This window comes from Streptomyces violaceoruber (genome assembly GCF_033406955.1).
GTDB classification, from domain to species: Bacteria; Actinomycetota; Actinomycetes; order Streptomycetales; family Streptomycetaceae; genus Streptomyces; species Streptomyces violaceoruber.
Window position 1 is genome coordinate 4,754,902 of record NZ_CP137734.1, and the last position, 15,411, is coordinate 4,770,312.

Consider the following 15,411-nt stretch of genomic DNA (forward strand, 5'->3'; position numbering starts at 1 on the left):
GGTGTTTCATGGTTTGTTCTTGGGGTATCAACGGTGCCCCGCGAAAGTCGCGGGGTGTTCAACGGGGGGAGTTTCTTCATGTCTGTCGACCAGGTCCAGAACATCGGCGGCGGGGAAGAGGGCGAAAAGACAGGGGGCGAGGGAGTCGTCGCGGCGGCGGCCCTGCGCTCCTACCCGGTCGCGCCGGGCTACCGCCTGAACGTGCGCAGCGGCCCGGGCACCAACTACTCCACGGTGCGGGTCCTGGCCGAGGGCTCCAGGGTCACGATCAACTGCCAGCGCACGGGGCAGTGGGTCTCCGGCCCCTACGGCACCTCGAACATCTGGGACAACATCGGCGGCGGTCAGTACGTCTCCGACGCGTACATCCTCACCGGCAGCGACGGTTGGGTGGCCCCGCGCTGCTGACGCCGTGACGCTGCCGACCTTGTAACAGGGATGTCTTGAGGACGTACTAGGAGGTTGCCGGGGGGAACGGTGTGCCGGGCCGAGCGGCTCTTGGTGATCAGAAGCGCCGCTCGCACCGATGGGTACGGGCGGACCGGCACGCCAACCGATCCTGAGGTAGACAACGATGCGCGTTCGCAAGCTGACCATCGCCGCCATGGCCCTCGCCGCCGGTCTCTCGCTCACGGCCTGCCAGAACGACGACGACGCCGCGGGCCAGAGCACCGCACCGCCGGCCGCCTCCACCGCGGCCTCCTCGGACGGCGGCTCGGGTTCGGCGGGCTCGGACTCCGCGGAGTCCTCCAACGGGACCGGCGGCACCGGTGGCACCGAGGGGACGGAGGGCTCGGGCGGCACCGGCGGCGCCGGCGAGGAGGGCAAGGCCGCCAAGTGCAGCACCGACGAGCTGGAGATCACGGCGGCCGACGCCACCGTCGGCGGCGACACGGAGGGGACCGTCGCGGTCGACCTGAAGAACGGCGGCGGCCGGGACTGCTCCCTCGCGGGCTACGCGGGCGTCGACCTCAAGACGAACTCGGGCACCGTGTCCGCCGAGCGCACGGGCGACCCGGCCCCCAGGGTCGTCCTCAAGGACGGGGAGACGGTGACCTTCGGCATCACCTACCCGGTCAACGACTCGGGCGGCTCGGGCGTCCGCATCACCGGTCTGGTGGTGACCCCGCCCGACGAGACGAAGTCGGTCACCCTCGACTGGCCGGGCGGCGCCTCGCTGCCCGTCACGGACGGCTCCGGCACCCCGGTGCGGGTCGGCCCGCTCGGCAGCGCCGGCCAGGGCGGCTGACCGCACCGCACGCCCGGGAAGGCACGGGCCATAATCGACGCGTGAGCGCAGAGAACGGCAAGAACGGCATCCCGGACACCCAGGCGGGTCCCCGCCCCGAACCCCTCCGGTTCTACGGCACGACCTGGGTGAACCACGACGACGGCTACGCCGCCCGCCGGGCGGGCCTCGCCGTGGGCTCGCTCGCCGTGGCGGCCGCCGCCTGCTTCGTGCTCCGCGTCGCCTACCAGGGCCTTCAGATCGCCGACATCGGCAGCTTCGTCTCGCTGCTGATGATCGTGATGTTCGCGATCTGCAGCGCCCTGGCCTTCCGCCACACCTGGTCCGGCTTCACCAGCCGCCCCGACCCCGACCGCCAGGCCTCCATGCGTGGCCTGCTCGCCATCGGCTTCGTCGGCTCCCTCCTCGCCTATTTCTTCCGCACCTTCACCGAGGCACCGGGCGAGAAACTGCACCGCGCCGAGTACGACAGGGCCCGCGAGGACTACGAGAAGCGCACCACCCGCCGCTCGGGCAACCCAATGAAGAAGCGCCGCCGAAAGTAACGCCCCACGGTCCCGCCCGGCCATCGGTCCGCCCGGCCATCGGTCCGCTCGGCCATCAGGCCGACCGGCCGACAGACCGAGCGGTCGACTGACCGAGCGGTCGAGCGGCCATCGGGCCGACCGGCCCGACCGAGCCGAGCGACCGACGGTCCGGCCTGCCGACGGTCCGGCTCCGACCGGCTGACCGGCCGAGTGGTCGACGCGGATCCAGAGCCGGGAGCCCTCTCCCGCAGCCCCCCGTAAATCGGCGCCGGCGGAAGCAGCGGCTCGCGGGCCCGAACGGTCGAACGACCGTCCGGCTGACCGGCTGACCGGCCGACCGGCCGAGTGGCCGGGGCGCGGATCGAGGGTCCGGAGGGCCCCTCCTCTCCGCGGCCCCCGTGGCTCCCCGTAAACCGGCGCCGCCGGAAGTAGCGGCCCGCGAGCCCTATCGGTCGAGCGACCGACGGACCGGCGGACCGACGGACCGACGGACCGGCCGACCGGCCGACCGACGGACCGACTGAGCGGCAGACCGGACAGAGGCCCGGAGGCCCCCCTCCCGCGGGCCTCCCGTAAACCCCTTCGCCCCGCCGATCCACCGGGCCACCATGGCCGCATGACGACACCTCCGCAGGCCAACCACAGCGCCCGGGCCCATTCCTTCAACGCGGCCGCGGCCCAGTACGCCGCCAACCGCCCCTCCTACCCGCCCGCCCTCTTCGACGCGCTGGAGGAGCTGACCGGCCGTCCCCTCAAGGGCTCCCGCGTCGTGGACGTCGGCGCCGGTACGGGTCTCGCCACCGCCCGCCTGCACGAGCGCGGCGCAGACGTGATCGCCGTCGAACCCGGCGCCGGCATGGCGGCCGAGTTCCGCCGGACCCTCCCCGGCGTCCCCGTGGTGCGCGGCAACGGCAACGCCCTGCCCCTCGCCGACCACGGCGCCGACCTGCTCACCTACGCCCAGTCCTGGCACTGGACCGACCCCACCCTGGCCGTCCCGGAGGCGCTGCGCGTGCTGCGGCCGGGCGGCGCGCTGGCGCTGTGGTGGAACACCGACGCCCACGACGTGCCCTGGATCGCGGACTCGGGGCGGCGCATCGACCGGCACTTCGCCGGCCTGAACCTCTCCGCCGAGAAACGCAACTTCGACGCCCGCTTCGCCGACCCCACCGGGAACCTGGACTTCGTCCACCACGAGATCCGCTGGAGCCGTCGCGTCCCCCTCGACACCCACCTGGCCAACCTCGGCAGCCACTCGGTCTTCCTGACCGACACCGAGGAACGCGCCACGGCCTTCTTCGCCGAGGAGCGCCGACACCTGCTGGCCGTCTTCCCGGACGGCCTGGTCGAGGAGACGTACGACGTCCACCTCCTCCTCGCCCCGACCTCGACGACCTGACGGCCCTGACGGCGTGGCAGCGCGCCGCCCTGGTGACCACTGGCCGGTGGCGGCCAGTGGCCCGCTGCCCGCCGTGCTTGACGCCGTGAGCGCCCAGGAGGAGTATTCATCACATGATGAATTACCCGATGGAGCACTCCTCCCCACCCCCCGAAGGGCAAGGCGGCGACCCCGCCCCGCCCGCCGTCCACGCCGAAGACCTCACAGTCGTCCGCGGCCCCCGCACCGTCCTGCGAGGCCTCGGCTTCACCGTTCCGCGCGGTCGGATCACCGGTCTCCTCGGCCCCTCCGGCTGCGGCAAGTCGACGCTGATGCGGGCGATCGTCGGCACCCAGGCCAAGGTCACCGGCACCCTGGACGTCCTCGGCCGCCCGGCCGGCCACCCGGCCCTGCGCACCCGTATCGGCTACGTCACCCAGGCCCCCTCCGTCTTCGACGATCTGACCGTCCGCCAGAACCTGGACTACTTCGCCGAGATCCTCGACCCCGGCCGGGCGGCATCCGACCACCGCCACGACGACGTCACCCGGGTCATCGCCGACGTCGACCTCACCGCCCACGCCGACGCCCTGGCCGGCAACCTCTCCGGCGGCCAGCGCAGCCGGGTCTCCCTCGCCGTGGCCCTCCTGGGCGCCCCCGAACTCCTCGTCCTCGACGAACCGACGGTCGGCCTCGACCCGGTACTCCGCCGCGACCTGTGGACCCTCTTCCACTCCATCGCCGCCGACCGCGGCGCCACCCTCCTCGTCTCCTCCCACGTGATGGACGAGGCCGAGCGCTGTCACCGGCTGCTCCTGATGCGCGAGGGCGAGGTCCTCGCCGACGACACCCCCGACGCCCTGCGCACCCGTACCGGCTCCGAGACGGTCGAGGAAGCCTTCCTCCACCTGGTCGACGAGGCGAAGGACAAGGCGGCGGCCCGCACGAAGGAGACGACCCGATGACCACGCCCACGGCCCCCGCGCCCCCCGCACCCGCCCTCACCCCGGCCCCCACCCGCCCCCTGAGCCTCGCCCGCACCACGGCCACGGCCACCCGCGTCCTGCGCCAGCTGAGCCACGACCCCCGCACCATCGCGCTCCTGATGCTGATCCCCTGCGTGATGCTCTTCCTGCTGCGCTACGTCTTCGACGGCAGCCCGCGCACCTTCGACAACATCGGCGCCTCGCTCCTCGGCATCTTCCCGCTGATCACGATGTTCCTGGTCACCTCCATCGCGACGCTGCGCGAACGCACCTCGGGCACCCTCGAACGCCTCCTCGCCATGCCCCTCGGCAAAGGCGACCTCATCGCGGGATACGCCCTCGCCTTCGGTGCCCTCGCCATCGTCCAGTCGGCCCTCGCCACCGGCCTGGCGGTCTGGTTCCTGGGCCTGGACGTGACGGGCAGCCCCTGGCTCCTCCTCCTGGTCGCCCTGCTCGACGCCCTCCTGGGCACCGCACTCGGCCTCTTCGTCTCGGCCTTCGCGGCCTCGGAATTCCAGGCGGTCCAGTTCATGCCGGCGGTGATCTTCCCCCAGCTCCTCCTCTGCGGCCTCTTCACCCCGCGCGACAACATGCACCCCGCCCTGGAGGCCGTCTCCGACGTCCTGCCCATGTCCTACGCCGTCGACGGCATGAACGAGGTCCTGCGCCACACCGACATGACCGCCACCTTCGTCCGCGACGCCCTGATCGTCGCCGGCTGCGCCCTGCTGGTCCTCGCTCTGGGCGCGGCAACCCTGAAACGCCGGACGGCATAGTCAGCCCGTCCGGCGCTTGAGGACGAGGCCCGTTCAGGGCCGAAAGCAGGGGTCTGGGGGCGGCAGCCCCCAGGGACGGGAATGGGAAGGGGCGGCGGGGGCGAAAACCTGAACCGCACCACCCATCCGCACCACCCATCCGCATCCCGCAAGCCGCATCCCGCGGACTGGACGCGCAACCCCCACCCGCACCCGCAGTGCGAGGATGACCCCGGACCACGCGCACACCCCGGAGGGCACCGAACCCATGACCCAGAAAGTCGCAGTCCTCGGCACCGGCAAGATCGGCGAAGCCCTGCTCAGCGGCATGATCGGAGCCGGCTGGGCCCCCGCCGACCTCCTGGTCACCGCCCGCCGCCGGGAACGGGCCGACGAACTCCGCGCCCGCCACGGAGTCACCCCCGTCACCAACGCCGAGGCCGCCAAGGCCGCCGACACCCTGATCCTCACGGTCAAGCCCCAGGACATGGGCACCCTCCTCGACGAACTCGCCCCGCACGTCCCGGCCGACCGCCTGGTCATCAGCGGCGCGGCGGGCGTCCCCACCTCCTTCTTCGAGGAGCGCCTCGCGCCCGGCACCCCGGTCGTCCGCGTCATGACGAACACCCCGGCTCTCGTCGACGAGGCCATGTCCGTCATCTCGGCCGGCACCCACGCGACCGCGGCCCACCTGACCCACACCGAGGAGATCTTCGGCGCCGTCGGCAAGACCCTCCGCGTCCCCGAGTCCCAGCAGGACGCCTGCACCGCCCTCTCCGGGTCGGGACCGGCGTACTTCTTCTACCTGGTCGAGGCCATGACCGACGCCGGCATCCTCCTCGGTCTGCCCCGCGACAAGGCCCACGACCTGATCGTGCAGTCGGCGATCGGCGCGGCGAAGATGCTCCGCGACAGCGGCGAACACCCCGTCAAGCTGCGCGAGAACGTCACGTCCCCCGCCGGCACCACCATCAACGCCATCCGCGAACTGGAGAACCACGGCGTCCGCGCCGCCCTCATCGCCGCCCTGGAAGCAGCCCGCGACCGCAGCCGCGAACTGGCCACCGGCACCAAGGACTGACCACCGCGGCGGCCCCTGCGGGGGCCCACCGCACACCGGTCAACACGCGTCGGCGGCACCCGGTCAGCCCCCGGCCAGAACCTCCTCCGTCGTCACCACCCGGGCGAACCCGCCCCCGTGCAGCGACACCGCCGACGCCCGCGCCAGCTCGTCCGCGCTCTGCCGCCAGCCGAAGGGCCCCTCCAGGCCGAAGGTGTACGTCGCGTCCAACGGGACCACCACCTCGTACCCGAGGTTCCCGCCCATCCGCGCCGTCGTCTCGACGCACATGTTCGTCTGGATGCCGGCCAGCACGAGCTGCCCGATCCCCGCCGCCCGCAGCCAGGCGCCCAGGTCCGGCGCGCCGAGGAACGCCGAGTTCACGCTCTTCGTGACCAGCAGCTCGGCCCCGCCCCCCTTCCCGCGCCGCTGCTCCACGTACTCCTTGAACCCGTTGCCCTCGTACCCCTCCCGCAACGGCGACCCGGCCTGCACCGAGTCGTGCCGCACGAAGACGACCGGCCGCCCGGCCGACTGCCACGCGTCGATGAGCGCGGCGATGTTGTCGTCCGCCGCCGGGTTGTTGCGCGTACCCCAGAAGTCGACCTCCTCGAAGCCCTTCTGCACGTCCACGACCACCAGTGCTGCGTTCTCAGCGATGTCCATGCCCCGATCGTGCCGCCCGGACCCGCCCCGCCCCAGAGGTCCGGAAGTCGGCGATCGATGGTTTACTGCCAGCCATGGCAGGAGCAGCAGCAAGTGCGGCGGCGCCCTACCGCGTAGCCCTCGTCGCCTTCCCCGGCATCCGGGCCTTCGACGTCGCCGTCATCACCGAGGTCTGGGGCACCGACCGCACCGACCGCGGCGCCCCCGCCTTCGACCTGCGCCGCGTCGCCGCCGACGGCACCACCGCCGTCCCGATGCGCGGCGGCCTCGCCCTCCACCCCGACCGTCCCCTCGACTGGCTCGCGGAAGCCGACCTCGTCGTCGTCCCCGGCCTCGACGACCACCTCACCCCGGCCCCCGCCCCGGTCCTCGCCGCCCTCCGCCGCGCCCACGACCGCGGCACCACCGTCGCCGCCCTGTGCGGAGGCGCCTTCACCCTCGCCCAGGCCGGGCTGCTCGACGGCCGCCGCGCCATCACGCACTGGCGCCTGCTCGACCTCCTGCGGACCCGTCACCCCCGGGTCACGGTCGTCCCGGACGCCCTCTTCATCGAGGACGACAACATCTGGACCGCCGCCGGCACCGCGGCCGGCATCGACCTCTGCCTGCACCTGGTCCGCCTGGCCCACGGCGCCGAAGCCGCCGCCACCATCGCCCGCTCGATGGTCACCGCACCCTTCCGCACCGGGACCCAGGCCCAGTTCATCGAGCACCCCACCCACCACGCGGACCGCGACGCCGACGCCCTCGCCGGCGTCCGCGAACACGCCCTGCGCCACCTTGACGAGCCCCTCACGGTCGCCGACCTGGCCGCCCGTGCCGGCATGTCCCCGCGCTCCTTCGCCCGCCACTTCGCGGCGGCCACCGGCACCACGCCGCTGCGCTGGCTCCTGGACCAGCGCATCGCCGCGGCCCAGAAGCTCCTCGAACGCACCGACCTGCCCATGCCCGAGGTCGCCCGCCGGGCCGGGTTCGGCAGCGAGGTCATGATGCGCCAGCACTTCGCAGCACGCCTCGCCACCAGCCCCCGCGCCTACCGGGCCGCGTTCACCGGGGGCAGCAGCCCGATCGCGCGGTAGGCATCGTCCACGGTCGGCCGTGCCATCGCCCGGGCCTTCTCGGCCCCCTCCCGGAGCACACCGTCCACGTACCCGGGATCGGCGGACAGCTCCATGTGCCGCTCCCGCACGGGCCGCAGCATCTCGACGACCGCCTCCGCGGTGTCCTTCTTCAGCGCGCCGTACGAGTCGTACCCGCCGGCCAGCTCCGCGGGCTCCCCATCCGTGCAGGCGGCGAGAATCTCCAGCAGGTTGGCGAGCCCGGCCCGCTCCTCCGGGTCGTACACCACGTCACGTCCGCTGTCGGTCACGGCCCGCATGACCTTCTTCCGCACCACGTCCGGCTCGTCCAGCAGATAGACGATCCCCGGCCCGGTGTCGTCGCTCTTCCCCATCTTCGACGCGGGCTCCTGCAGATTCATCACCCGAGCCGCCACCGCCGGACTGGTCGCCCGCGGCACCACGAACGTGTGCCCGTAGCGCTGGTTGAACCGCACCGCGAGATCCCGCGCCAGCTCGACATGCTGCGTCTGGTCCTCCCCGACCGGCACCTCGTCCGTCCCGTAGGCCAGGATGTCGGCCGCCATCAGCACGGGATACGTGAGCAGGGACAGCCGCACACTCCCGCCGCGGACCCGTTCCCGCGCGGCCTTCTCCTTGTACTGGATCATCCGCCGCATCTCCCCGTCGGTCGCCACGCACTCCAGTACGTACGACAGCCGGGCGTGCTCGTCCACGTGACTCTGCACGAACACGGTGCACAGCTCGGGATCCAGCCCCGCCGCCAGCAACAGCGACGCCGCCTGCCGGCTGAGTCTGCGCACCCGCGCCGGATCGTGGTCCACGGTCAGCGCGTGCAGGTCGACGACGCAGAACAGCGCGTCGGACCGGTGCTGGTCCACCGCGGCCCACCGCCGCATGGCGCCCAGGTAGTTCCCCAGCGTCAGGTGCCCGGTCGGCTTGACCCCACTGAAGACCCGTGTCATCTCTCCACCTCCTGGTCAGGGCCGCCGCCACCCGCCGGCCGCCCCTCCTGGAGGGAGATACGAGAACGGCCGCCGAAGCGGCGGCCGTCGAGTGCATACGTGTGTACGGCCGCCGTCAGGCGGCCCGCCAGAGCTGGGTACACGTACGCGTCATCACGCACCCCACAGTACGCCCCTGGAGGCCGTACGACCCGGGATTTGACACGGCCCTCCCACCCTCCTAGTGTTCTCCGAGTTGTCCGACGTGAGCGCCGACCCCGGTCGGTCCCCGGACAGCGATTCCGCAAGTACTCACCACTCTTCGACGAGAGTCGCGTTGTCGGCGTCGTCGTTCTGACGGTGCGTGTATTAACGGAATGAGGAATCCACGTTCGAAAGAACGCGGCCCCCGATTAGCTCGGGAGCCGGGAGTCCGCTAGAGTCTCACCTCGTTGAAACGGCCCAACAGCCGCGGAGACAACCCCTTCTGACGGGGAATCAGGGCCCGAAAGGATCTGATAGAGTCGGAACCGCCGGAAAGGGAAACGCGAAAGCGGGAACCTGGAAAGCACCGAGGAAATCGGATCGGAAAGATCTGATAGAGTCGGAAACGCAAGACCGAAGGGAAGCGCCCGGAGGAAAGCCCGAGAGGGTGAGTACAAAGGAAGCGTCCGTTCCTTGAGAACTCAACAGCGTGCCAAAAGTCAACGCCAGATATGTTGATACCCCGACCTGATCGGATCTCCGTTCGGGTTGAGGTTCCTTTGAAGTAACACAACAGCGAGGACGCTGTGAACGGTCGGATTATTCCTCCGACTGTTCCGCTCTCGTGGTGTCACCCGATTACGGGTAAACATTCACGGAGAGTTTGATCCTGGCTCAGGACGAACGCTGGCGGCGTGCTTAACACATGCAAGTCGAACGATGAACCACTTCGGTGGGGATTAGTGGCGAACGGGTGAGTAACACGTGGGCAATCTGCCCTTCACTCTGGGACAAGCCCTGGAAACGGGGTCTAATACCGGATACTGACCCTCGCAGGCATCTGCGAGGTTCGAAAGCTCCGGCGGTGAAGGATGAGCCCGCGGCCTATCAGCTTGTTGGTGAGGTAATGGCTCACCAAGGCGACGACGGGTAGCCGGCCTGAGAGGGCGACCGGCCACACTGGGACTGAGACACGGCCCAGACTCCTACGGGAGGCAGCAGTGGGGAATATTGCACAATGGGCGAAAGCCTGATGCAGCGACGCCGCGTGAGGGATGACGGCCTTCGGGTTGTAAACCTCTTTCAGCAGGGAAGAAGCGAAAGTGACGGTACCTGCAGAAGAAGCGCCGGCTAACTACGTGCCAGCAGCCGCGGTAATACGTAGGGCGCAAGCGTTGTCCGGAATTATTGGGCGTAAAGAGCTCGTAGGCGGCTTGTCACGTCGGTTGTGAAAGCCCGGGGCTTAACCCCGGGTCTGCAGTCGATACGGGCAGGCTAGAGTTCGGTAGGGGAGATCGGAATTCCTGGTGTAGCGGTGAAATGCGCAGATATCAGGAGGAACACCGGTGGCGAAGGCGGATCTCTGGGCCGATACTGACGCTGAGGAGCGAAAGCGTGGGGAGCGAACAGGATTAGATACCCTGGTAGTCCACGCCGTAAACGGTGGGCACTAGGTGTGGGCAACATTCCACGTTGTCCGTGCCGCAGCTAACGCATTAAGTGCCCCGCCTGGGGAGTACGGCCGCAAGGCTAAAACTCAAAGGAATTGACGGGGGCCCGCACAAGCGGCGGAGCATGTGGCTTAATTCGACGCAACGCGAAGAACCTTACCAAGGCTTGACATACACCGGAAAGCATCAGAGATGGTGCCCCCCTTGTGGTCGGTGTACAGGTGGTGCATGGCTGTCGTCAGCTCGTGTCGTGAGATGTTGGGTTAAGTCCCGCAACGAGCGCAACCCTTGTCCCGTGTTGCCAGCAAGCCCTTCGGGGTGTTGGGGACTCACGGGAGACCGCCGGGGTCAACTCGGAGGAAGGTGGGGACGACGTCAAGTCATCATGCCCCTTATGTCTTGGGCTGCACACGTGCTACAATGGCCGGTACAATGAGCTGCGATACCGCAAGGTGGAGCGAATCTCAAAAAGCCGGTCTCAGTTCGGATTGGGGTCTGCAACTCGACCCCATGAAGTCGGAGTCGCTAGTAATCGCAGATCAGCATTGCTGCGGTGAATACGTTCCCGGGCCTTGTACACACCGCCCGTCACGTCACGAAAGTCGGTAACACCCGAAGCCGGTGGCCCAACCCCTTGTGGGAGGGAGCTGTCGAAGGTGGGACTGGCGATTGGGACGAAGTCGTAACAAGGTAGCCGTACCGGAAGGTGCGGCTGGATCACCTCCTTTCTAAGGAGCACATAGCCGACTGCAGGCAAATGTCCTGCACGGTTGCTCATGGGTGGAACGTTGACTACTCGGCACACTTGATCCTGATCTTCTCGTCAGTACTGCTTCGGCGTGGAACACGAGTAAGGGAAGGCAAGGGTGTCGGGCACGCTGTTGGGTATCTGAGGGTACGGCCGTGAGGTCGCCTTCAGTTGCCGGCCCCGGTAAAAATCCGCGTGAGTGGGTTGTGACGGGTGGTTGGTCGTTGTTTGAGAACTGCACAGTGGACGCGAGCATCTGTGGCCAAGTTTTTAAGGGCGCACGGTGGATGCCTTGGCACCAGGAACCGATGAAGGACGTGGGAGGCCACGATAGGCCCCGGGGAGTCGTCAACCAGGCTTTGATCCGGGGGTGTCCGAATGGGGAAACCCGGCAGTCGTCATGGGCTGTCACCCGCTGCTGAACACATAGGCAGTGTGGAGGGAACGCGGGGAAGTGAAACATCTCAGTACCCGCAGGAAGAGAAAACAACCGTGATTCCGGGAGTAGTGGCGAGCGAAACCGGATGAGGCCAAACCGTATACGTGTGAGACCCGGCAGGGGTTGCGTGTGCGGGGTTGTGGGATCTCTCTTTTACGGTCTGCCGGCCGTGAGACGAGTCAGAAACCGTTGATGTAGGCGAAGGACATGCGAAAGGTCCGGCGTAGAGGGTAAGACCCCCGTAGTCGAAACGTCAACGGCTCGTTTGAGAGACACCCAAGTAGCACGGGGCCCGAGAAATCCCGTGTGAATCTGGCGGGACCACCCGCTAAGCCTAAATATTCCCTGGTGACCGATAGCGGATAGTACCGTGAGGGAATGGTGAAAAGTACCGCGGGAGCGGAGTGAAATAGTACCTGAAACCGTGTGCCTACAAGCCGTGGGAGCGTCGGGATGGAGCTTGCTCCATCCTCGTGACTGCGTGCCTTTTGAAGAATGAGCCTGCGAGTTTGCGGTGTGTTGCGAGGTTAACCCGGGTGGGGAAGCCGTAGCGAAAGCGAGTCCGAATAGGGCGTTTTTAGTAGCACGCTCAAGACCCGAAGCGGAGTGATCTAGCCATGGGCAGGTTGAAGCGGCTGTAAGAGGTCGTGGAGGACCGAACCCACCAGGGTTGAAAACCTGGGGGATGACCTGTGGTTAGGGGTGAAAGGCCAATCAAACTCCGTGATAGCTGGTTCTCCCCGAAATGCATTTAGGTGCAGCGTCGTGTGTTTCTTGCCGGAGGTAGAGCACTGGATAGGCGATGGGCCCTACCGGGTTACTGACCTTAGCCAAACTCCGAATGCCGGTAAGTGAGAGCGCGGCAGTGAGACTGTGGGGGATAAGCTCCATGGTCGAGAGGGAAACAGCCCAGAGCATCGACTAAGGCCCCTAAGCGTACGCTAAGTGGGAAAGGATGTGGAGTCGCACAGACAACCAGGAGGTTGGCTTAGAAGCAGCCACCCTTGAAAGAGTGCGTAATAGCTCACTGGTCTAGTGATTCCGCGCCGACAATGTAGCGGGGCTCAAGCGTACCGCCGAAGTCGTGTCATTGCAGCAATACGGCCAACGCCGGCTGTGATGGGTAGGGGAGCGTCGTGTGCCGGGTGAAGCAGCCGCGGAAGCGAGTTGTGGACGGTTCACGAGTGAGAATGCAGGCATGAGTAGCGATACAAACGTGAGAAACGTTTGCGCCGATTGACTAAGGGTTCCTGGGTCAAGCTGATCTGCCCAGGGTAAGTCGGGACCTAAGGCGAGGCCGACAGGCGTAGTCGATGGATAACCGGTTGATATTCCGGTACCCGCTGTGAAGCGTCAAACATCGAGCATCGTGATGCTAAGGCCGTGAAGCCGCCCTGATCTCTTCGGAGTTGAGGGGAGTGGTGGAGCCGCCGAACCAAGCGGTTAGTAGGTGAGTGATGGGGTGACGCAGGAAGGTAGTCCATCCCGGGCGGTGGTTGTCCCGGGGTAAGGGTGTAGGCCGGTGTGTAGGTAAATCCGCACACCTTGTGGCTGAGACCTGATGCCGAGCCGATTGTGGTGAAGTGGATGATCCTATGCTGTCGAGAAAAGCCTCTAGCGAGTTTCATGGCGGCCCGTACCCTAAACCGACTCAGGTGGTCAGGTAGAGAATACCGAGGCGTTCGGGTGAACTATGGTTAAGGAACTCGGCAAAATGCCCCCGTAACTTCGGGAGAAGGGGGGCCACACCTGGTGACGAGTTTTGCACTCTGAGCTGGGGGTGGCCGCAGAGACCAGCGAGAAGCGACTGTTTACTAAAAACACAGGTCCGTGCGAAGCCGTAAGGCGATGTATACGGACTGACGCCTGCCCGGTGCTGGAACGTTAAGGGGACCGGTTAGTCACATTTCGGTGTGGCGAAGCTGAGAACTTAAGCGCCAGTAAACGGCGGTGGTAACTATAACCATCCTAAGGTAGCGAAATTCCTTGTCGGGTAAGTTCCGACCTGCACGAATGGCGTAACGACTTCTCGACTGTCTCAACCATAGGCCCGGTGAAATTGCACTACGAGTAAAGATGCTCGTTTCGCGCAGCAGGACGGAAAGACCCCGGGACCTTTACTACAGTTTGATATTGGTGTTCGGTTCGGCTTGTGTAGGATAGCTGGGAGACTTTGAAGCTCGCACGCCAGTGTGGGTGGAGTCGTCGTTGAAATACCAGTCTGGTCGTGCTGGATGTCTAACCTGGGTCCGTGATCCGGATCAGGGACAGTGTCTGATGGGTAGTTTAACTGGGGCGGTTGCCTCCTAAAGAGTAACGGAGGCGCCCAAAGGTTCCCTCAGCCTGGTTGGCAATCAGGTGTTGAGTGTAAGTGCACAAGGGAGCTTGACTGTGAGACCGACGGGTCGAGCAGGGACGAAAGTCGGGACTAGTGATCCGGCGGTGGCTTGTGGAAGCGCCGTCGCTCAACGGATAAAAGGTACCCCGGGGATAACAGGCTGATCTTCCCCAAGAGTCCATATCGACGGGATGGTTTGGCACCTCGATGTCGGCTCGTCGCATCCTGGGGCTGGAGTCGGTCCCAAGGGTTGGGCTGTTCGCCCATTAAAGCGGTACGCGAGCTGGGTTTAGAACGTCGTGAGACAGTTCGGTCCCTATCCGCTGTGCGCGTAGGAGTCTTGAGAAGGGCTGTCCCTAGTACGAGAGGACCGGGACGGACGAACCTCTGGTGTGCCAGTTGTCCTGCCAAGGGCATGGCTGGTTGGCTACGTTCGGGAGGGATAACCGCTGAAAGCATCTAAGCGGGAAGCCTGCTTCGAGATGAGGACTCCCACCCCCTTGAGGGGTTAAGGCTCCCAGTAGACGACTGGGTTGATAGGCCGGATCTGGAAGCACCGTGAGGTGTGGAGGTGACCGGTACTAATAGGCCGAGGGCTTGTCCTCAGTTGCTCGCGTCCACTGTGTTGGTTCTGAAACCACGAACAACCCCATGTGTCACACATGGTGCGGTTGAGTGTTTCATAGTGTTTCGGTGGTCATAGCGTAGGGGAAACGCCCGGTTACATTTCGAACCCGGAAGCTAAGCCTTACAGCGCCGATGGTACTGCAGGGGGGACCCTGTGGGAGAGTAGGACGCCGCCGAACAATTATTGCTGGGAGACCCCGCACCGGGAACGGTGCGGGGTTTTCTGCGTTTAGGGTCTTCGTATGCGCTACGACTTGGTTATCTTCGACAACGACGGTGTTCTCGTCGACAGCGAGCCGATCTCCAACCGGCTGCTGGCCGGCTATCTCACCGAGCTGGGGCACCCGACGTCCTACGAGGACTCGTTGCGGGACTACATGGGTGGTGCCATGCACCGCGTGCACGACCTCGTGCTGGAGCGGACGGGGCGGCGACTGCCCTCGGACTTCGACGACGTCTTCCACGGGCGGGTGTTCGCCGCGTTCGAGCGGGAGCTGGAACCCGTTCCCGGTGCCGTCGATGTGCTGGAGAAGCTCGCCGCGGACGGGGTGGCGTACTGCGTGGCCTCCTCCGGGAGTCACGAGCGGATTCGGACGGGGCATCGCACGGCCGGGCTCGACCGGTGGTTCGACGACGAGCGGATCTTCAGTTCCCAGGACGTGGGGCGTGGGAAGCCGGCGCCGGACCTGTTCCTGCACGCGGCCGCGCGGATGGGCGTGGCGCCGGAGCGGTGTGTCGTGGTCGAGGACAGTCCGCTGGGTGTGCGGGCCGCCGTCGCGGCCGGGATGGACGTGTACGGGTTCACCGCGATGACGCCCGCCGAGAAGCTCGACGGAGCCACTCGGCTCTTCGGGGACATGGGGGAGTTGGCCGACCTGTTGCGCGGCTGAGGCCTGACATTTGTCATGTGCGGATCCGGACGGTTGTTTCTACTGCGGGACCCTGCCCGGCCGCGAAGCT

11 protein-coding genes and 3 rRNA genes are annotated in these 15,411 nt (G+C 66.8%); 12 read left to right on the forward strand and 2 right to left on the reverse strand.

What is annotated here, in order from left to right; genetic code table 11:
- The first annotated feature begins 78 nt into the window (after positions 1-78).
- From R2E43_RS21455 to proC, 7 genes are all read left to right on the forward strand, one after another.
- Entirely contained in the window at positions 79-408 is a 330-nt protein-coding gene (locus R2E43_RS21455) for an SH3 domain-containing protein (RefSeq protein ID WP_016326518.1), read from the forward strand.
- 166 nt (positions 409-574) lie between these two features.
- The gene (locus tag R2E43_RS21460) at positions 575-1,249 is read left to right on the forward strand and encodes a DUF4232 domain-containing protein (RefSeq protein ID WP_332056479.1); all 675 of its coding nucleotides are present in this window, start codon (positions 575-577) and stop codon (positions 1,247-1,249) included.
- A 41-nt stretch (positions 1,250-1,290) separates the two neighbouring features.
- Positions 1,291-1,794, forward strand: a complete 504-nt coding sequence (locus R2E43_RS21465) for a membrane protein (RefSeq protein ID WP_011028921.1) — start codon at positions 1,291-1,293, stop codon at positions 1,792-1,794.
- A 598-nt stretch (positions 1,795-2,392) separates the two neighbouring features.
- Positions 2,393-3,175, forward strand: a complete 783-nt coding sequence (locus tag R2E43_RS21470) for a class I SAM-dependent methyltransferase (protein WP_136209341.1) — start codon at positions 2,393-2,395, stop codon at positions 3,173-3,175.
- Positions 3,176-3,288: 113 nt separating this feature from the next.
- Positions 3,289-4,119 carry an ABC transporter ATP-binding protein gene (locus R2E43_RS21475; protein WP_332056480.1) on the forward strand — a complete coding sequence of 277 codons (831 nt, stop codon included), beginning with the start codon at positions 3,289-3,291 and terminating at the stop codon, positions 4,117-4,119.
- The gene (locus R2E43_RS21480) at positions 4,116-4,916 is read left to right on the forward strand and encodes an ABC transporter permease (RefSeq protein ID WP_011028918.1); all 801 of its coding nucleotides are present in this window, start codon (positions 4,116-4,118) and stop codon (positions 4,914-4,916) included. Before R2E43_RS21475 ends, R2E43_RS21480 begins: the two co-directional genes overlap by 4 nt.
- Positions 4,917-5,163: 247 nt before the next feature.
- Positions 5,164-5,976, forward strand: coding sequence for a pyrroline-5-carboxylate reductase (proC, locus tag R2E43_RS21485; RefSeq protein WP_003975496.1), 813 nt, complete (start codon positions 5,164-5,166; stop codon positions 5,974-5,976).
- Between the two features lie 63 nt (positions 5,977-6,039).
- Here the strand turns inward: proC and R2E43_RS21490 are convergent, their stop codons facing one another.
- Positions 6,040-6,621, reverse strand: coding sequence for a cysteine hydrolase family protein (locus R2E43_RS21490; protein WP_030873167.1), 582 nt, complete (start codon positions 6,619-6,621; stop codon positions 6,040-6,042).
- Between the two features lie 74 nt (positions 6,622-6,695).
- Here R2E43_RS21490 and R2E43_RS21495 point away from each other — a divergent pair, with 74 nt between their 5' ends.
- Complete coding sequence (locus R2E43_RS21495; RefSeq protein ID WP_003975498.1) at positions 6,696-7,700, forward strand: GlxA family transcriptional regulator; 1,005 nt, start codon at positions 6,696-6,698, stop codon at positions 7,698-7,700.
- Here R2E43_RS21495 and trpS read toward each other — a convergent pair.
- Complete coding sequence (trpS, locus tag R2E43_RS21500; RefSeq protein ID WP_003975499.1) at positions 7,655-8,665, reverse strand: tryptophan--tRNA ligase; 1,011 nt, start codon at positions 8,663-8,665, stop codon at positions 7,655-7,657. The genes R2E43_RS21495 and trpS overlap by 46 nt on opposite strands.
- A gap of 835 nt (positions 8,666-9,500) precedes the next feature.
- Here trpS and R2E43_RS21505 point away from each other — a divergent pair.
- From R2E43_RS21505 to R2E43_RS21520, 4 genes are all read left to right on the forward strand, one after another.
- Positions 9,501-11,027: ribosomal RNA gene (locus tag R2E43_RS21505) — 16S ribosomal RNA — on the forward strand.
- Between the two features lie 280 nt (positions 11,028-11,307).
- A 23S ribosomal RNA gene (locus R2E43_RS21510) occupies positions 11,308-14,429 on the forward strand.
- Positions 14,430-14,513: 84 nt separating this feature from the next.
- Positions 14,514-14,630 (forward strand): 5S ribosomal RNA (gene rrf / locus R2E43_RS21515).
- The 16S, 23S and 5S rRNA genes sit together here, the layout of an rRNA operon.
- 63 nt (positions 14,631-14,693) lie before the next feature.
- Positions 14,694-15,341: an HAD family hydrolase gene (locus R2E43_RS21520; protein ID WP_003975504.1), complete on the forward strand. Its 648-nt coding sequence runs from the start codon at positions 14,694-14,696 to the stop codon at positions 15,339-15,341.
- Positions 15,342-15,411 lie beyond the last annotated feature (70 nt).